12 protein-coding genes and 6 pseudogenes are annotated in these 18989 nt (G+C 59.7%); 12 read left to right on the forward strand and 6 right to left on the reverse strand.

From position 1 onward, the window contains the following. Positions 1-487: pseudogene (locus X726_RS138895) on the reverse strand (Crp/Fnr family transcriptional regulator); the annotation flags it as partial. A 2465-nt stretch (positions 488-2952) separates the two neighbouring features. On the opposite strand from X726_RS138895, the gene bluB reads away from it, so the two are divergent. From bluB to X726_RS138875, 4 genes are all read left to right on the forward strand, one after another. Further along, on the forward strand, positions 2953-3588 hold the full coding sequence (gene bluB, locus X726_RS138885) for a 5,6-dimethylbenzimidazole synthase (RefSeq protein ID WP_023673538.1): 636 nt from the start codon (positions 2953-2955) through the stop codon (positions 3586-3588). Between the two features lie 125 nt (positions 3589-3713). After that, positions 3714-4241: a hypothetical protein gene (locus tag X726_RS1000000168300; RefSeq protein WP_156940739.1), complete on the forward strand. Its 528-nt coding sequence runs from the start codon at positions 3714-3716 to the stop codon at positions 4239-4241. A 227-nt stretch (positions 4242-4468) separates the two neighbouring features. Beyond that, the gene (gene glmS / locus X726_RS138880) at positions 4469-6289 is read left to right on the forward strand and encodes a glutamine--fructose-6-phosphate transaminase (isomerizing) (RefSeq protein WP_031215567.1); all 1821 of its coding nucleotides are present in this window, start codon (positions 4469-4471) and stop codon (positions 6287-6289) included. Between the two features lie 452 nt (positions 6290-6741). Beyond that, positions 6742-6996, forward strand: coding sequence for a helix-turn-helix transcriptional regulator (locus X726_RS138875; protein WP_031197535.1), 255 nt, complete (start codon positions 6742-6744; stop codon positions 6994-6996). Between the two features lie 816 nt (positions 6997-7812). Here the strand turns inward: X726_RS138875 and X726_RS138870 are convergent. Both X726_RS138870 and X726_RS138865 read right to left on the reverse strand, forming a co-directional pair. Next, on the reverse strand, positions 7813-9018 hold the full coding sequence (locus X726_RS138870; protein WP_031196279.1) for a beta-ketoacyl-[acyl-carrier-protein] synthase family protein: 1206 nt from the start codon (positions 9016-9018) through the stop codon (positions 7813-7815). Next, positions 9019-9294 carry an acyl carrier protein gene (locus X726_RS138865; RefSeq protein ID WP_023673543.1) on the reverse strand — a complete coding sequence of 92 codons (276 nt, stop codon included), beginning with the start codon at positions 9292-9294 and terminating at the stop codon, positions 9019-9021. It abuts the gene before it with no gap. Between the two features lie 573 nt (positions 9295-9867). On the opposite strand from X726_RS138865, the pseudogene X726_RS1000000170900 reads away from it, so the two are divergent. Together X726_RS1000000170900 and X726_RS01000000167700 are read left to right on the forward strand one after the other, a co-directional pair. After that, positions 9868-9969: pseudogene (locus tag X726_RS1000000170900) on the forward strand (LysR family transcriptional regulator); the annotation flags it as partial. A 96-nt stretch (positions 9970-10065) separates the two neighbouring features. Continuing rightward, positions 10066-11015, forward strand: a pseudogene (locus tag X726_RS01000000167700) (IS1380 family transposase); the annotation flags it as partial. A gap of 186 nt (positions 11016-11201) precedes the next feature. Here the strand turns inward: X726_RS01000000167700 and X726_RS1000000170905 are convergent. Further along, positions 11202-11366: a hypothetical protein gene (locus tag X726_RS1000000170905; RefSeq protein ID WP_156940741.1), complete on the reverse strand. Its 165-nt coding sequence runs from the start codon at positions 11364-11366 to the stop codon at positions 11202-11204. Positions 11367-11414: 48 nt separating this feature from the next. Further along, complete coding sequence (locus X726_RS138860; protein WP_023673549.1) at positions 11415-11804, reverse strand: hypothetical protein; 390 nt, start codon at positions 11802-11804, stop codon at positions 11415-11417. A gap of 556 nt (positions 11805-12360) precedes the next feature. On the opposite strand from X726_RS138860, the gene queC reads away from it, so the two are divergent. The 3 genes from queC to queE are packed head-to-tail and all read left to right on the forward strand — an operon-like array spanning position 12361 to position 14146. Further along, positions 12361-13059, forward strand: a complete 699-nt coding sequence (gene queC / locus X726_RS138850; protein WP_023673551.1) for a 7-cyano-7-deazaguanine synthase QueC — start codon at positions 12361-12363, stop codon at positions 13057-13059. Continuing rightward, the gene (queD, locus tag X726_RS138845; protein WP_023673552.1) at positions 13059-13415 is read left to right on the forward strand and encodes a 6-carboxytetrahydropterin synthase QueD; all 357 of its coding nucleotides are present in this window, start codon (positions 13059-13061) and stop codon (positions 13413-13415) included. The genes queC and queD overlap by 1 nt, the downstream gene beginning before the upstream one ends. Then, positions 13412-14146, forward strand: a complete 735-nt coding sequence (queE, locus tag X726_RS138840; protein ID WP_023673553.1) for a 7-carboxy-7-deazaguanine synthase QueE — start codon at positions 13412-13414, stop codon at positions 14144-14146. The genes queD and queE overlap by 4 nt, the downstream gene beginning before the upstream one ends. 236 nt (positions 14147-14382) lie before the next feature. Here queE and X726_RS01000000167705 read toward each other — a convergent pair. Then, a pseudogene (locus X726_RS01000000167705) lies at positions 14383-15674 on the reverse strand (radical SAM protein). Positions 15675-15826: 152 nt separating this feature from the next. Between X726_RS01000000167705 and X726_RS138835 the strand changes: the two are divergent. From X726_RS138835 to X726_RS138830, 3 genes and pseudogenes are all read left to right on the forward strand, one after another. Continuing rightward, positions 15827-16573, forward strand: a complete 747-nt coding sequence (locus X726_RS138835; protein ID WP_031215568.1) for a Crp/Fnr family transcriptional regulator — start codon at positions 15827-15829, stop codon at positions 16571-16573. Positions 16574-17127: 554 nt separating this feature from the next. Then, a pseudogene (locus tag X726_RS01000000167710) lies at positions 17128-18247 on the forward strand (cbb3-type cytochrome c oxidase subunit I); the annotation flags it as partial. Between the two features lie 2 nt (positions 18248-18249). Beyond that, positions 18250-18989: pseudogene (locus tag X726_RS138830) on the forward strand (cbb3-type cytochrome c oxidase subunit I); the annotation flags it as partial.

Below are 18989 nucleotides of genomic sequence, written 5' to 3' on the forward strand. Positions count from 1 at the left end.
CTATGTTCATCCGGGCATTGCTGAGCGCGGTGAAGCTTGCCTGGAGGTGAAAGTAGTGAACGTAGCGGAGCAGAAAACTTCGCAGGGTTGGGCTTGTCAAAAGCGCCTTGGTGAAGAGGCCCGCATCGATAACAAAGGCTCGGGCCTCTAATTGGACGTAACAATCGTGCGTTGACCGGTCATCGCCCATGATAAGCGCTGAGCCGGTCATACCCTCACAACCTATGATTCCGATCTCAGCTTCAATACCAGGCCGCAGTTCGCCCACCACTGACCCGAGACCGCTCTCGAAGAAGTACACGGTTCTGATTGGAGACCCCGCCACTTCGAGATGCGTCTTCAGTCCAAGGGAGACGCTTTCCAAATGAGGTTGCAGCAAGGCCAAATCTGCCGAGCACATTCGAAGCAGCAGCGAATTGCGATAGATGGAATTTTGGCGGGTGTCGCATTGCGCGGCAGTGTGAGTTCGTGAACTGGAGTCTGTCATAGCTCCCTCTCCCTATTGGGGCGGAAGCATGTTGATCGCTCACAGCCGACGGACGCCCTTAGAGTTGCCGTCGATGGCACACTGTATGCCTGCCGACCGCGGTTGTCCCATTTTTTAATCAATTACGTTAATCGGCCCGAGCCAAGCTTTGGCGCACCCGCTCTAACGCGGCATTCAGATGCTCCAGAAATTCGTCATCACCTTTCGTTGACAAATTGCGTTGTCGAACGCGAGTTACAATGCGCTCCTGGAGTGAAACCGCTGTCTCATAGTGGTCCACGATCATCTGAAATGAAGCTCTCACTGGGGCGGATTGAAAGGGCTGTGCCATAGCACAACCCTAGCTCCACGAGGATGAGAGTTCCATGCCGGCCGCCGCTTGGGTAACAATCGTACATATACCCAAGACTGACCGCGCTCTTTGGTTATCCTCCCAGAAATCCGGTAGCCTGCGTGGCGCAGCTTCTCTTCGCTCTTCGACCTCCTGACCCGGCCGACCAGTCCCGGCTTCAGCCATTCCGCCTTGTCCTTCTTATGCTCCTTCGGGACCGGGACGCCGACCTCGCCCTGCACACGATCCCACAGCGTTTGCCTTTTGTCGGCCTTGACGGCTAACATCGCCCGCCCTTGTAGGACCGCTTTCAGCCATGATCACCTCGGGGGGCTGAACGAAGCGCGTGGTTGTCGACTCTGTCAGTCGTCGCAGACGCTTACGGAGGCCTCACCGCAGAGGGAGATGCGCACTCCGGCTCGACGACGGCTGTCGAAAATCAGACTGATGTGGATGCACTACCATCGATCTGCACTAAGATTCTCGACCTCGGCAATAAGCTCCTCTGTACAGCAAGCGACCTTCCTGCCTCGCAAAATCAAAGTCAAACCCCGCCGCAGATGCATATGCCTGGCAGCACGCGTCGGTCTTTGGCCGCGCATCTGGCAAACCGAAATCAAGTAGCCCGCCATCGCGCGACCCTCAACGCGATCTTGATCATTGCAGTGGGGCAATAACTTGTCTCTTTGGAGCTTGGTGGTGATATATAGGCGCCCAAGCCAGCGCTAATATTGCATGGAGCTAAAATGCCCGCTAAGATTTCTTGGGTGTTGGCTGGCGGGTGTTTGATGCGGTTTCATCGTCTAGGCGCGGTCGCTCTGGGTCTGGCGTCCTTCATCAGCAGCGCTCATGGCCAAGAATCCTGCGACCCTAACTACACAGGCGCCTGTGTTCCAATCGCCAGCGATGTCGACTGTTCCTCCGGAAAGGGCAATGGTCCCGCATACGTACACGGGCCGGTCTCTGTCGTGGGCACCGATATCTATGATCTTGACCGAGACGGCGACGGAATAGGTTGCGAAAACGGCTAGAGGAGGCAAGTCGCCCTCCAACTTCATGACGGCACCAGCCCATCCGCTGTTGATGGTAACGGTCACCTCCGAGTTGAGGGTGAGCAACGTTCCCAGCCATTTGCATCAAATATTAGGGCCTCGTAAATGCGACTTATGGCGACTCTGCGGTACGACGGTCGAACACCTTCCACGTCTCAACCGTCTCCTGCCTTACGTTTTGTCAATTGGTAGCTGATTGTAGAATGTGCCAGTAACTGGGATGCTCATCTCGTTCCACATGCGCGAGCCCTGATGCGCGTCAGTTATTTTTACTCTCCGGTCACGATTGAGACCACTGGCCCGGGCGATGTTCCCCGAGAAGAACAAAGAGGTAGATGGTGCCGGCATGGTCCTACCAATGCTCTCCCCTTGTGAACGGCATCCAAATTTTTCGGCGGGCTTGAACAGCGGCCACCTTTGGCGGCTGTCGAGGGCTGATGATAGATTCCATTCCAGCTCTTTCTAATGTGTCGTCCGAACAGTGAACGAAAGTAGAACATATAGTTCAAGCGCGAATCGACTGTGAGAGGGATGAGCTCCAATTTGGGTCATGCCTGACGCTGGTGGAAGACGAAATTGCGGTGGCGACTGGAAGCTCAGCGATGCACCAAATGAAACTGGGCAGCTGGTGCTGTCCGCTGCGGCGCTATGACGACAGACGATGGTATCTGCCGAATGACCTGGGGAATCTTCGGGGACGTCGAGGCCGACGTGGTCGGAAGCAAACTGAGTTGCAGGCGGTGCGGCAGGAACGACCATATGCAAGCTGAGATGCCTGTCGCCGTCTCCGCGTTCCAGGCCGACGTTCTCTGCATTCCGAGGCCTGGTGAGCGATACGGGTGCGCCTGAGTGTCAATGGCGCATTTAGCAACGGCCTGGTACACGATTCACCGCGGTGCGCGCTGATCGAAACTGGCTTGGTCGATTGCATCGTAATAGCGCCGCCCACCAGGAAAGATTTTCTATCGTTTGCGGTTGGGGTCGCATGACGCGATTGTCGGACGCAACAAGCCAGCTTGGCAATAGGCAGAGGCTGTCCACACTGTACTCCCTAATGCCAATCCATACCTAACGAGACCGCCATGCCGTCACCTCCAGATTTCACCGACGATTTTCGCTCCGAGCTGATCACGCTGCTGCGCTGGCGCAGGGATGTGCGGCGCTTCGAGCCGACGGCTCTGCCAGAGGGTACGCTGGAACGCCTGCTCGAGCTCGCCAGCATGGCGCCCTCCGTTGGCCTCAGCCAGCCCTGGCGCTTCGTAGTCGTCGAGAGCCTCAAGCGGCGCACTGCCGTGAGAGACTGCTTCGAGCGCTGCAATGCCGAGGCGCTCACGCGCTTTTCGGGAGAGCGCGCCGCACTCTATGCCCGGCTGAAGCTTGCCGGGCTCGACGAGGCGCCCTGTCAATTCGCGGTCTTCGCCGACCGCACGACCCGACAAGGCCATGGGCTCGGTCGCATGACCATGGCGGCGACCATCGACTATTCGGCCGTCATGGCAGTGCACACACTGTGGGTGGCGGCGCGGGCGGAGGGCATCGGCATGGGCTGGGTGTCGATCCTCGATGCGACCGAGATGGCCGAAATTCTCGACACGCCGCCCGAATGGACGCTGATCGGCTATTTCTGCCTCGGCTATGCCAGCGAGGAGCACGACATGCCGACCTTGGAACGCGAATGCTGGGAACATCGGCGGCCGCCGGTGGTGATCAGGCGATAGTGGGGCTGCTCATCATTCGCCTCTTCCCTGGCGATGAGCTTGACGCAGATCGGGTCGCCCTTCGCCACATTGCATTCCGACCGAAGCCGAGGTTCGTGTTCTTGCAAAGGCCAGGAAAGAGCAGCATGACAAGCGCGACCGCAGCGAAGATGGCGCTTGCGACAACCGGGCTGAAGCCGGGCATGGAGGTGGTCGACCTCTGTTGCGGGGCGGCTGTGCCGATCGCCACGATCGCCCGCCTGTCGTCGCACTACGCCGACCAGCTGGAGGCCGCGCACCGCCGGCTGACCGGCGCCGGCGCGACCAATTGCTATTGGTCGCCGGCTACGCGCTATGAACTCGCTACTCTGGTGTCGCGCCCCGTCGGTTTCGTCTTCACGGCCAACGCCTTCGACGGCGTCCCGGACCGACCGCGGCTGGCACGTGCGGTGCGTGAGGCGCTCGCCCCCGGGCGGACATTTTGTTATCGTCAACTGACACTGGCAGCCGCGCGAGACGACGACGGTCCTGAAGCGAACTCTGTCGCCAAGACAGACCATCGCCGATGCCCAAGTCGGCGGCACCATGCTCCTAGATGCCGACTGCCTGACAAGGGGTCGCAGGCCCGTCGTCCGTCCACTGTCCAAGGCCTCCTGGCCTTTCCGAGGCCGTGATCCTGCCGCGGGTGTGAGTTTGCGATCCTCATAAGAGCGTCAGGCGCGAATAGAAGTTTGGGTCGTGGCTCCACAGCCGCCGACCTATCCATCGGGTGGATGGTAGTTATCACAACAATCAATTTTACCAATATTATGGGATTCTACTACAAGGCCGCCACTTAAAGCGGCCGGACGGGTATCCGTCTCGCGTGGGCTGGTGCTGCCCGCAAAGTGCGGAGACGAACATGTGCGGGATTGTTGGCATCGTTGGGCAACAGCCGGTGTCGGATCGGTTGATCGGCGCGTTGAAGGGTTTGGAATATCGCGGCTATGATTCCGCCGGCGTTGCGACGATCATCGAGGGTGCCTTGCACCGCCGGCGCGCCGAGGGCAAGCTCGTCAATCTCGAGACGCGACTGAAGGAAGAGCCGCTGAGCGGCAACGTCGGCATCGGCCACACGCGTTGGGCAACCCACGGGGCCTCGACCGAACGCAATGCGCACCCGCACTTGAGCGACGGTGTCGCCGTAGTCCATAACGGCATCATCGAGAATTTCACCGAGCTGAAGGACGAATTGGCGGCGGATGGCGCCGAGTTCCAGACCGACACCGACACCGAGGTCGTTGGGCATCTCTTGGCAAGATACCGCCGAGAGGGCATGAGGCCGCAAGAGGCCACGCGTGCCATGCTGAAACGCGTCAAGGGCGCTTATGCGCTTGCCATCCTCTTCGAAGATGAACCGTCGACCATCACGGCGGCGCGCAACGGACCACCGCTCGCGATCGGTCACGGCGACGGCGAGATGTTCCTGGGCTCCGACGCGATCGCCCTTGCTCCCTTCACCAATGAAATTACCTATCTCATCGACGGCGACTGGGCCGTTGTCGGCAATTCGGGCGCCCATATCTTCGATGTCGACGGCCGTCCCGTCGAGCGTCCGCGCCATATCTCCACGGCCGCGGCCGATCTCGCCAACAAGGGCAACCATCGCCACTTCATGGAGAAGGAGATTTACGAGCAGCCCGAGGTCATCGCCCATGCTCTCCGTCATTACATTAACATCATAGACAGTCGCGACATGGTTCCTGGCATTGATTTCGCCAAGGTCCCGAGCTTGGCGATCTCTGCCTGCGGGACCGCCTATTTCGCCGGACTGATCGGAAAATACTGGTTCGAGCGCTATGCGCGCCTGACGGTTGAAATCGACGTTGCGTCCGAATTCCGTTACCGCGAGATCCCGTTGCCGCCGCAGTCGGCGGCTCTTTTCATCTCGCAGTCCGGCGAAACCGCCGATACGCTTGCGTCATTGAGGTACTGCAAGGAGCGTGGGCTGAAAATTGGCGCCATCGTCAATGCCTGCGAATCGACCATCGCTCGGGAGGCCGATACGGTTTTCCCGATCCTTGCCGGACCGGAGATCGGCGTCGCCTCTACCAAGGCTTTTACCTGCCAGCTTGCCGTTCTAGCAGCACTCGCCATCGGCGCGGCCAGAGCCCGCGGGACCGTCCCCGAACACGAGCTGCAGGCGCTCGTCAGGAGCCTCGCCGAATTGCCGCGCGTGATGGGCCACGTACTCGAGTGCATCCAGCCGGAAATCGAGTTCTTGTCGCGCGAACTGTCAAAGTGTCGTGACGTCCTGTATCTCGGCCGTGGCACCAGTTTCCCGCTAGCGATGGAAGGTGCGCTGAAGCTCAAGGAGATTTCCTACATCCATGCCGAGGGCTATGCAGCGGGTGAATTGAAGCACGGGCCGATCGCCTTGATAGACGAGAACATGCCAGTGATCGTCATCGCGCCCCATGACCGTCTTTTCGACAAGACCGTTTCCAACATGCAGGAAGTGGCTGCCCGTGGAGGGCGGATTATCCTCATCACCGATGAAAAAGGGGCAGCCGTATCGAAACTCGAAACCATGCACACGCTCGTGCTGCCGGTTGTCGACGAGATTATCGCGCCAATGATCTTCTCGCTCCCGATACAGCTTCTAGCCTACCACACGGCGCTCTTCATGGGGACGGATGTAGACCAGCCGCGCAATCTCGCAAAATCGGTCACGGTCGAATGATTGTGAACCTGTACAGGTGGCGATGCGCCTCCAGGAAAGCGGTACCCCTTGTCTGGATCCGAAGCCCGGATGAAACCAGATGACCATTGTTTGCTGCAATTGCGAAACTCGGTAACGGTTACGAGCGGGTCTTTCGCTGCCTCGCCGGTGGAGATTGGCCGAAGGAAGCAGTGTCCTGCCGAAAGTTCGAGTTGCTGTTCAAGAAAGCCATCGGCGAGAATGGTCCACGAAGGATAGCAGGTCGCATGCGCTACGCCGACCAGGCTCTCAGCACGGGCAGCCTTGATATTTGATCAGAAGCAGGTGAGCCGCCATATTCCGAATCGGCCAATTCAGCGGCCCATCCCATGCATGAGGCCGGTTCGGCCGAATGGACGACCATTTTTTTTATTTGCTAAGTGTGCGCCTCGGGGAGGAATCTCCGAGGGAGCTCCCAGTTCTTGGAGATGTTTATGAAGGATTCGCGCATTCCCGAACCAGTCTTGACGGCTATGTCCCAGGGAACCCACATCGTCCGCGCTTATCGCGAGCACCTTGGATATTCGATCGACGACCTGGCGGTCGCGTGCGGGCTGGCCGCTGAGGAAATCCAAAACATCGAGCGAGGTCTGAGGTACAGCAAGGGCTATCGGGATCGGATAGCGAAATCGCTTTCCATACCTGTGGGAATTCTTGAGTCGGAGTTGGACATTTCGGACGCCGCCTGAACAGTCGGATGATCTGCAATGGGTGGACTAGCTGTTGTGATGTGAAGCTTGCGGCTGATGTCGACGCTTGATTCGATTTGATGCGATCCCTTCTGGCGCAGCTCGCCGAACAACAAAGCGATATAGCCGCCCGGAGTGCTACGAAACGTGCACGACGGCATCGGCTCGCGACGAAGGACTAACGGCGAACTCTTCCTAGTTCGGCGAGGCGATGCTGGCTTGAGCATCAACTCGGCCTACGAGAGTGGCTAGTCCTAGGCTGAATCGTCCACCATGGCGAAGTCGCGCCGCTCTGAAAGTAACATGGCGGGCATCCTGACGTTTCCGGTTGACTATGGGCGTTCGAACCACGAAAAGGGGCCGCTCTTCGTGAGTGGCGTGCGCCGGCAGTCTGACCCCCAAGCCCCCGCCCAGGCTGCCGGCGCGCTTCTAGAAAGATCGAAGCGTCGGCCAAGACAGGCAAGGTCCGCAGGTTCAAGAAGTTCGTTGACGGAGCCCGCGGCGCGGCCGGGCCGGCAGCACTCAGGCGACTATAACGGGCGCAGAGCCGACCCTGCGGCTTCCAGACATTGTCGTGTACAGCTTCAGACCCTCAAGCCGAGCCCGCATGGCTTCGCTTACCTTTTACGGGGCGGCGGTACGTCCAAGCCGGTTCAACAGTTAAGAATTTCGCAAAGACGATACCCCCGGATCCTCGAGCTTCCGCTGCCACTTCCCGCATTCGCCGAGGCGGTCAATGACCCGCCCTTCACAAGGTTATCCCGGCAAGCATCTGGATGCGAGAGATAATGTTGCCGGAAGCATCTTTCATGGCTTCTACACCTGCCTGAACGCCAGAACCGCGTTCGTGCCGCCAAAGGCGAAGGAGTTGCTCAGTGCCACGCGCACCTTGCGCTCGCGTGCCACATTGGGCGTGACGTCGAGATCGCAATCGGGGTCCAGCTCACGATAATTGGCAGTCGGCGGGACGACGCTCTCGCGGATAGCCATCACGCAGGCGATCAACTCGAGCGCGCCGGACGCGCCGAGGCAATGCGCGTGCATGGACTTGGTAGAAGAAATGGACATTGAGAAGGCGTGCTGACCGAAGACGCGCTTGATCGCCGCCGTCTCGATCTGGTCGTTGGCCTTGGTGCCGGTGCCGTGCGCGTTGAGATAGTCGACATCCTCGGCGTCCAGCCTGGCATCGGCAAGGCAGGCCCGCATTGCTGCCTCCGGCCCCTCGACAGTCGGCGCGACGATGCCGGACGCATCGGCGGAAAGGCCGACACCGGCAATTTCGGCAAGGATGGTGGCGCCCCGAGCCAAGGCATGCTCGTAGCTTTCCAGCACCGCCATGCCGGCGCCTTCACCAAGCGACAGGCCCTGGCGATCGGCCGAGAATGGCCGGCAAGTATCGGGCGAAAGCACGCGGATCGCTTCCCATGCCTTCAGCACACCCCATATGAGCGGCGCTTCGCTGCCGCCGGCAAGCATCACGTCGGCCCGGCCGAGCCTGATCTGGTCCACCGCGCAGGCAATCGCATGGTTTGCCGAGGAACAGGCGGACGTGACGCCGAAGACCGGCCCGCGCAGGCCGAGACTCATGCTGACCTGGCCGGCAGCGGCACCCGGCATCGCCTTGGGTACAGTCAAGAGAGCGGCACGCTTACCGCCCAGAAGGATGGCGCGGTAGGTTTGCTCGATCGCATCCCACCCGCAGCCGCCAACGCCCACCGCCGCACCGAAGCGATAGCTATTTCCCTCTTTGGAGGAAAGTCCGGCCTGACGCATGGCTTCGCGCGCCGCAAGCACAGCGAGCAGGCTGAAGCGGTCCATGGAGATGAGTTGCTTGCTGTCGATGTCATGCTCCGGCAGGGCCTTGATCTCGGCACCGATCCTGACCCTCAACTCATGGAACTCGGAGTTGACGATTGGGCCGATGGCGGAGCGGCCTTCTCGCATCTCTGTCCAAATGGCGGCGGCGTTGGTTCCAAGCCCGCAAATCCCGCCAATCCCAGTAATCACGACGCGCCTGTCCATTCACACCCCCGTAGGGAGCAAGCTGCGCACGGCTTCCACCATGCCCCCAACATTCTGGAGATCCGACCATGCCTCGGCCGTATTCATCTCGATCTCGATGCCGTAGGCCTGCTCCAGGTCCCAGAGAACGTCCGCCAATCCCAGTGAATCGATACCGAGCGAAGTCAGTCCCGTGGCAGCCGTTATTTCGCCGCCCGTGGCAGGCGCTATGCCGCCCTCCGACGCGGCGCGCTTCTTGATCATTGCGATTATTTCGTTGGCGAGTTGATCTGCCATCTTGTTCCTTTCCAGCTTGCGTTTTCGGCGTCGTTCAAAACCCGAGTCGCGTCGCGTTGCCAAAATTGCCCCTCATAGAGCCTGTGCGCCGACCAAGCCCAATGCCCATAGCAACCGGACGAGTTCCGGCTTCTGCGGCGTCAGCCCGATGACGAAGAAAAGTCGCCGGCCTCCCGCTTTTGCGCCAGCACATCAAGAATCTGCGTGTAAATGGATAGGAACCGTCGTCAAACGTCAGCTAAACGCTGCGACGGTGGGTGCTGTCAGCGTATTCACTCGGCACCTCATATGTAATCGAGATGTTTCATAGCTCCGGACCAGTTGCGATCAACTATGTACCGGTCGCCATTCGTCGGAGAGTTCGACATGATTTGGAGCGCTGCCTCTCATTCCCAGTACAATCTCCACCGCACGCGACAGATTTCCTCTTTCGGGCTCTTCTCAAGGGACTCGCCACGCGATAGAGGCAGTCATCGGCGCACGTGAGGTCCTGCCAGGTCCATGCGACATTCCGGAAAATTGGTAAAATCGTTTGTTTCAATCAAATTCATCCACGCTATGGATAGCTAAGACATGCGTTTCAAAGGGCTCGATCTGAATCTTCTCGTCGTTCTCGACGCGCTGCTTAGCGAGCGCGGCCTCACGGCGGCGGCACGCAGCATCAACCTAACCAAATTCATGTGGGTTGGTGGATGTGGCGCAAGCCCGTTGAAATGACGTAGGATTTGGTTGCTTAAGCCGATCCGAAATTTCCCGGAGACCACACCCGCCATGAACGATCTTGCGCTGCCGCTGAGCGGTTTGTCATCAGTCGGCGGCTAGTCCGTCGTCGCCCGTTTCGACGGCGGCATGCTGTCGTCCAACAGCGGCGTTCTGGCCTTGGCCGAGGTGGAAAAGCGGTTGCGGGTGGCCGAGCGTCTGGCGCGTTGCATCGACGATCCGTGCTGCCCGGACCAGGTCGTCCACAGCCTGGCGGACATGATCGGCTTTCGCATGAAGATGATCGGCGCCGGCTACGAGGACGGCAACGACGCCAACCGGCTGCGCCGCGATCCGGTCTTCAAGATGGCCCAGGATGCGCTGCCGTCGGGTCGGGATCTGGCGTCGCAATCGACGCTGTGCCGGCTGGAGAACCTACCCGAGGTGCGGGAGCTGGTCGCGATGGGACGGGCGATGGTCGATCTCTATTGCGCCTCGTTCCGGCAAGTGCCGAAGCGGATCGTACTCGACATTGACGACACCTTCGACGCTGTGCACGGAGGCCAACAGCTTCGCCTGTTCAATGCCCACCATACGAGTACGGCTTCCAGCCGATCGTCGTGTTCGATGGTGTGGGACGGTTCGTCAGCGCGATCCTGCGACCGGCCAAGCGGCCGAGTGGGGCTGAGATCCGCCCCCACCTGCGCCGTCTGGTGCGGGCGATCCGGATCAACTGGCCGAACATTCGAATCCTGCTCCGCGGGGATAGCCATTATTGCAACCCAGGTCATCGACTGGTGCTGCGCGTCGACTTCATCTTTGGCCTCGCGCCCACCACGACCCTGCGCAAGCATGTGGCGGATCTGGAGGCCAGCACGACAGCACGCCTGGAAGCGTCGGCCAAGAGAGGCAAGGTCCGCATGTTCAAGGAGCTCATTGACGGCGCCGCTAGTTGGAGCCGCGTCGAGCGCATCATCGCGCGGGTCGAGGTCGGCGCCCACGGTGGCGATATCCGCTTCGTCCCCCGCCTGCCATCACGCCGCAGCAATCCCGGCGCCTGACGAGGCGCGTGGAAAAGCACCGCAACGGCGACCACAGCGTCGCTTCAGGCCGTCAAAAGCTTATCGCCGTGCATCAAGGCGGCTAGATGGCAACGAGGCTTATGCCGCCCGAGCATCGCAGCTAAGTATGCATGAGGGGTCGTCCCTTCAAAATACTTGATAGATTTGCGCTTGCGTAGCTCCTTGCATGCGCTCGATGCCAGGAGGAGACCTCTGTTCTAAACGCTCGCATCGATGCAACGCCGTTGACACCATCATCGCGGCGACCGCTTTGCCGCGGCCGCCGCAGCCCTTTTCGAGCATGACGATCATGCCGGCGCCATCGCAGTGATGCACTTGCGGATGCACTCTGGCCAAATGCTAGGTGCCCAGCATATGTCCGGCATCCCGCAACGCCGCTACGAAGAGACGGGCATTGCCGTTGGCATCCATCTTGGCCTGCATCGACAGGGGCATCCTGTGCCAGCTCTCCAAGGCCGCAATGTAATGTGAGAACATACCGTTAACGATGCAATAGTGGGTAACTAGGCCGTGTCCGTCTAACGCCAGCACGCCGAATTGGCCGCCGTGATATCGGATGGCTGCGACCCGCTGGACTTGCGCGTCACCGTCGATCCGCACGTTGAAAAGCAGGCTGCCGCGGCTCCTGGTGGCTATCTCGGCGGCTTTTTCAGCGAAGCTCAACGAGAGCGAGCGGACGCTTTCGACTGCCATCTGTAAAACCATCAAGTTCAGTTCATCCACTGCCATAAGGTACCTGTGCGCAAGACATGGGTGATTGCAATCGACCACACCGCTTGTTCACAGATGTCGGCTCACGACCGGTTATTCAGGGTTCGCCGGTTATCCATTGAGGGCGTGCTCATCAAAATGATCCTGACGTGGAATGCGCTGCATCTACGAAGCGCGACGAGCAGGCCAGCCAAAGCTGTCGCGACAATTGATCTCATAATCCACCCCGATATCTGGATTTCGGCATCGCTGAACATCCCTGGTAAGTGAGCTGTTTGCGGCAAGCCCATCTCGGCTTTGTACTCCGAAACCGTGGCAATGGCGTCGCTCGGCGGACCGACAGGCTCTGCTCGTCGAGAACTTTGTCCCCGAGAAGCGTTCGACTTTGAGCATTCCGCTGAAGGGTGACGTCTCGCCAGTCCGTGTCCTTGCAGCTCACCGCGAAGGCTTTTTGCGCATCGCACGCAAGCGCACGAATTGGTCTCCGTTCACTTCACAAAATGGTTTTCCTGAAGTACTGGAGCGCAGAGAAATCTCCGGTCGCAGCCTACCCGGTTAAAACAAGGACCCAACGATGAAGACTCTCGTCGTCTGCTCCGGCGGATTGGATTCCGTTACTCTTGCCCACAAGGTGGCAGCGGAGCACCAGCTGACCGGCCTGCTATCGTTCGATTACGGCCAACGGCATAGGAAGGAATTGGGCTTCGCCACCCTTTGCGCGGCGCGCCTGAGTGTCCCGCAGCGAATCATCGATATCCACGAGATCGGCGGCGACCTTTCCGGCTCCGCGCTGACCGACAATGTGGACGTGCCCGACGGGCACTATGCCGAAGACACGATGAAGATAACGGTGGTGCCCAACCGGAACGCCATCATGTTGGCCATTGCCTTCGGCCTCGCCGCAGCGCAAGACGCTGACGCAGTGGCGACGGCCGTGCATGGTGGGGATCACGTTGTCTATCCCGATTGCCGTCCGGCCTTCATCGACGCTTTCCAGATGATGCAGGACCACGCGCTCGACGGCTACGCGCAGATTCGCCTTTATGCACCCTATGTGAACCTGACGAAGGCGGACATTGTTACGGATGGAGCCACATACGGCACGCCGTTTGCGCAGACCTGGTCCTGTTACAAGGGCACCGAGCGTCATTGCGGGAGGTGCGGGACCTGCGTCGAGCGGCGTGAGGCGTTTCACATCGCTGGGCACCCGGACCCAACCGAGTATGAGGACTCCGACTTCTGGCTCGGAGCGCTGCGAAGGACCACCGCGTAATGTTCCGCATCACCAAGGAATTCCACTTCTCAGCCTCGCATCAGCTCACCTCATTGCCACCCGATCACCAATGCGCGCGCCTGCACGGACATAACTACATCGTCGAAGTGGAGCTTTCAGCGGATGGACTGGACGATCACGGCTTCGTGCGCGACTACCACGACTTGGCGCCATTCAAACGCTACATCGACGAGAGCTTCGACCACCGGCATCTCAACGACGTGCTGGGACACGAGCAAGTCACGGCGGAATATCTGGCCAGACATTTCTACGACTGGTGCAAGGCACGCCTGAGCGAAACCGCGGCCGTGCGGGTGAGCGAAACGCCGAAAACCTGGGCGGAATACCGGCCATGACGAATACTCATCCCGCAATCCGCGTTAGCGAGATTTTCGGGCCGACGATCCAGGGCGAGGGCGTGCTCATAGGTTTGCCGACGATCTTCGTCAGAACCGGCGGGTGTGACTATCGCTGTTCCTGGTGCGACAGCCTCCATGCTGTGGACAATCAATTCCGCCATGAATGGGAGATGATGTCCGTTGGGGCGGTGTGGGAAAATGTGCTTGCCCTTTCCGGTGGCCGCCCGCTGATGGTGTCGCTATCAGGCGGCAATCCGGCCATCCAGCCGCTCGGCGCGCTCATCGACCGGGGCCATGGTGACGGTTACCGTTTTGCGCTGGAAACCCAAGGGTCGCTTGCCAGGGACTGGTTTGCGCAGCTTGACGTGCTGATCCTCAGCCCAAAGCCGCCGTCAAGCCGAATGACGACAGATTGGGCCGCTGTCGAGGCGTGCCTCCAGGCGGCACAAGGCAAGCCCCAAGTCGTGCTCAAGCTCATTGTTTTCGACGAAAGGGACTACACCTACGCGAAAGACGCCGCTGCGCAATTTCCGCAACTTCCGATCTATCTGCAGCCCGGCAATCACACGCCGCCACACCCCACAAATGATGACGCGCCTGTCGACCTTGACGGAATATTGAAGCGCATGGAGTGGCTGGTTGACAGCGTGACCCGCGACAGATGGTTCGAGGCCCGCGTGCTGCCGCAGCTGCACGTTGTGCTCTGGGGTAACAAGAGAGCCGTCTAGCCCAGGCCCTTTCCACTGGAACTGCGCCGGCAGAATTCGGGTGAACGGGTGGTTCAGGTCGAAGGGAGCTGTCGCCGACAACCATGATCCGACAGGCAGGGCTCGAGCGGACGATATCGTCGCTGCGCCAAGACGCGTCTGGTCCGCTCAGAATCTTGTCTCGATAGACGGTCGCCGATCAACAAACGTACCGCGGTCCATGATCGACTGAGAGGCATGACCGTTCCTCTGAGTGCTCAGACTGCCGCCGAGTGCCTGGCCGTTCCAGCTTCGAAATATTTGTCGAACCTGGCCGCGATGCTTCGGACGAAAGGGCGACTTTCAGCCGGCACAACGAATCTGTCGCCATCAAGTTCAAGCAATCGAACCGGATCGTGGAGGGCCATGGAACTTGACTGAAGGAGGAGCCTCTGGCCGGCCTCGCCGAAGCGTTCCACCAGATCGATGGCCGAGAAGGCGAAGTCGCACATCAAACGTTCGATGATCCAGCCGCGAACGCGGTCGTCGTTGGAAAGTGCGATACCCCGAACAGCGGCCAGCCCACCGTCATCAACCATGCGTCTATATTCGCTGGTTGAAGGCATGTTCTGCGCATAGCCTTGCCGAAACTGGCTAATGGATGACGGGCCGAGCCCGATCAAGATTTCGCAGCAATCGTCCGTGTAGCCCTGAAAGTTCCGGTGCAAAGTCCCGGTGTGTGCCGCAATCGCCAGCGCATCGCCCGGTTTGGCGAAATGGTCGAGCCCGATTGCCTCATATCCATTGTCTACAATCGCCTGTGCAGCCAGTTGCGACTGGGCAAAGCGCTCCGCGGGACCCGGCAACCAGGCCTCGTCGATCATCGTCTGATGTTTCTTGAACCACGGTACATGCGCGTAGCCAAACAGTGCGATCCGATCCGGTTCCAGGGTCAGTGCCTGCGTGACCGTAGAAGCGACGCTTTCCCTGGTCTGGTGCGGCAGACCGTAGAGCAGGTCCAGATTGACGGATCCGACGCCGCGCGAACGAACGCCGTCGACGACCGTCTTGGTCTGCAGGAAGCTCTGTTCGCGGTTGATCGCCTTTTGCACCTTCGGATCGAAATCCTGGACGCCGAGGCTCGCACGGGTCATGCCGATTTCGGCAAGCGCATCGAGGCGGGCATCGTCCATATCGTTGGGTNTCCCAGCGCCACCATATCTTCGGGCTTGAGCATCGTCGGCGAACCACCGCCGAAATGGACGGCACGCACACGACCTTTGCCTCCAACAAGACTGGCGACGGTGGCGATCTCGGCATGCAGTGAGCGCAGATATGTGGTCACCGGTTCGTAATGGCGTGTCTGCTTGGTATGGCAGGCACAGAACCAGCAAAGCTTGTCGCAGTATGGGATGTGCAGATAGAGCGAGATTTCGTCGCCCTCGTCGAGCCCCTGTAGCCAGCCACGACAAACGGTAGCGTCAACGCTTGCATTGAAATGCGGCGCGGTCGGGTAGCTCGTGTATCGCGGGACGTTCTCGCCAAATCTGGCAACTAGCTTTTGTCGCATGTCGTGGTCCACCGTGTTTGCGTCGCCCGAACTGTGGATGCTTGGATGAGCCTAAGCCCTGATTTCGATCAACCTTCAGCACGGACAAACTGCCGCAAGGATTTTTCTACCGTGGATGCTATCCTGCCCGCACGGACCGGTAGAGCGATCGAATGACATTACGGCAGGATATTCACAGTTCCGGCATCCCCGTTCTTTGCCTGTCTTGCGAGGCACGGCGCCGCGGTGTCTGTGGCGCGCTAGAGCCAGACCATTTGGCTCAGCTCGCCAAGACGTCGTCGCGGCACAATATCGAGCCGGGGGTCGAACTGATCGGCGACGCCGAGGCGGTCGACTGTTATTCGAACGTGCTTTCAGGCGTGGTGAAGCTCACGAAGAGCCTGTCAGATGGACGCCAACAGATTGTCGGCCTGCATTTCGCCCCGGATTTTCTGGGTCGGCCCTTCAAGATGAAAAGTGCGATCAATGCGGAAGCGGCAACAGCTGTCTCGCTATGCTCGTTTCCCAGAGCGGCCATCGAACGGATGATGAAGCAGTCACCCGAATTTGTGCATCGCCTGCTCAAGCAGGCGCTGAACGAACTTGACGAGGCACGCGAATGGATGGTGACTCTGGGGCGCAAGACCGCACCAGAGAAGGTGGCGAGCTTTCTCCTCATGATTGCCCGGAACATCGACTCCAATGTTGACCCGACGGCTAGCTCGACGTGCTTCGAGCTGCCGATGACGCGTGCCGACATTTCTGATTTCCTTGGAATCACAAACGAGACCGTGAGCCGTCAGCTGACCAGCCTGAGAATGGACGGCGTGATTCGGATCGAGAACAACCGCCGCGTCACCGTGGACAGCATGAGCCGGCTGGAACGGCGCTGCGGCGGCCGAGGCGCTACAGCCGTTTGAATGACGCAGAAGCTGCATGGCCCCCGTCACTTACTTCATCCGGGGCAGGGCATGCTCGCGTTGGGCTCAGAAGAAGTCGCGTAGCGACAGCCCGTTCTCCATCCGATCGTATGCGCCAGTTGCCTTTCGGCTCGTCGGCGAAGCATCCACACTTGGCCGAAGTCAATACGCCTCATCCGCAGGGGAAAATCGCCGTCTCCCCAAGCCACGAATGTCACGACGGCAGCGTAACGCTGGCGCTGGCTGTTCCAAGGCATTGAACGCGGGGTTCGGTAAGGCGTCGACCTGCTTTCCAGCGTCGCAGAAGGTGCGCTCCCCCACACGCCCGCGGTCGCCTCCGCACCCGGGGCCCGACCGGGGACGCCAGGTCCCATCCATAAACGAGCGGCCGGTGGTGCGCTTCCACATTCGATTGTCGCAGTCTGATCGCACCGAACTCGATGCTGCTCGAGCAAAATGGTGCGGCTCTGACATGGATCAGGGCGAGCAGGCGACGGCTGCGCAATAAGACACCGCGGTTTGGCATCCGCCGGAATTGGAAATCGGGGCTTGCGATGAAATTCGGCAAAGAAATCGTGCTTCTAAGCCTGTTCGCATTCGCGGCTTTGGTGGCGGCTGGCGCTGGGGTGGATGAACCCTTTCGCCAGCATATGTGGGTCTTGTTCTTCGCCTTGGCTGGCTTCACTGCGATCCTACTGCGCAACACTGAGTTCAAGCCTGCCGCTCCGATCGACCCGTCCGCTTACATGGACGGGCCAATCCGCTACGGCGCCATCGCCACCATGTTCTGGGGTGTGGTTGGCATGCTGGTCGGGGTGGTCATCGCGCTNCGATCTCAACATCCAGCCCTGGTTCAACTTCGGCCGCTTGCGGCCTCTGCACACCTCGGGCGTCGTCTTCGCCTTCGGCGGCAACGCGTTGCTTTGCACGTCTCTCTATGTCGTCCAACGCACATGCCGCGCCCGGCTGTTCGGTGGCGATCTCGCCTGGTTCGTGTTCTGGGGCTACCAGCTCTTCATCGTCATGGCCGCGACCGGTTATCTGCTCGGCATCACCGAGAGCCGCGAATATGCGGAACCCGAATGGTATGTCGACATCTGGCTGACCATCGTCTGGGTCGCCTACCTGATCCTGTTCCTGGGCACGATCCTGAAGCGCAAGGAACCGCACATCTACGTCGCCAACTGGTTCTACCTTTCCTTCATCGTGACCATCGCGATNATCCTGAAGCGCAAGGAACCGCACATCTACGTCGCCAACTGGTTCTACCTTTCCTTCATCGTGACCATCGCGATGCTGCATGTGATCAACAACCTGTCGATGCCGGCCTCCTTTCTCGGCTCCAAGAGCTATTCTGCATTTTCCGGAGTCCAGGACGCCCTGACGCAATGGTGGTACGGCCACAACGCCGTCGGTTTCTTCCTAACCGCCGGCTTCCTCGGCATGATGTATTATTTCGTGCCCAAGCAGGCCAACCGGCCGGTCTATTCCTACCGTCTGTCGATCGTCCATTTCTGGGCAATCATCTTTCTCTACATCTGGGCTGGGCCCCATCATCTGCACTACACGGCCTTGCCCGACTGGGCGCAGACGCTCGGCATGGTGTTCTCGATCATGCTGTGGATGCCGTCATGGGGCGGCATGATCAACGGCCTGATGACGCTGTCGGGCGCCTNATCCTGAAGCGCAAGGAACCGCACATCTACGTCGCCAACTGGTTCTACCTTTCCTTCATCGTGACCATCGCGATGCTGCATGTGATCAACAACCTATCGATGCCGGCCTCCTTTCTCGGCTCCAAGAGCTATTCTGCATTTTCCGGAGTTCAGGACGCCCTGACGCAATGGTGGTACGGCCACAATGCCGTCGGGTTCTTCCTCACAGCCGGCTTCCTCGGCATGATGTATTATTTCGTGCCCAAGCAGGCCAACCGGCCGGTCTATTCCTACCGCCTGTCGATCGTCCATTTCTGGGCAATCATCTTCCTCTACATCTGGGCCGGGCCCCATCACCTGCACTACACCGCCCTGCCCGATTGGGCGCAGACGCTCGGCATGGTGTTCTCGATCATGCTGTGGATGCCGTCATGGGGCGGCATGATCAACGGCCTGATGACGCTGTCGGGCGCGTGGGACAAGCTGCGCACCGATCCGATCATCCGCATGATGGTGATGGCCATTGCCTTCTACGGCATGTCGACCTTCGAGGGCCCGATGATGTCGATCAAGACGGTCAATTCTCTGTCGCACTATACCGACTGGACCATTGGCCACGTCCATTCCGGCGCACTCGGCTGGGTCGGCATGATCTCGTTTGGCGCAATCTACTTCATGGTGCCGAGACTCTGGAACCGTGAACGCCTCTATTCGCTCAGGCTCGTCACCTGGCATTTCTGGCTGGCGACGCTCGGCATCGT

This window comes from Mesorhizobium sp. LSJC285A00 (assembly GCF_000503155.1).
In the GTDB taxonomy this organism is placed as follows: domain Bacteria; phylum Pseudomonadota; class Alphaproteobacteria; order Rhizobiales; family Rhizobiaceae; genus Mesorhizobium.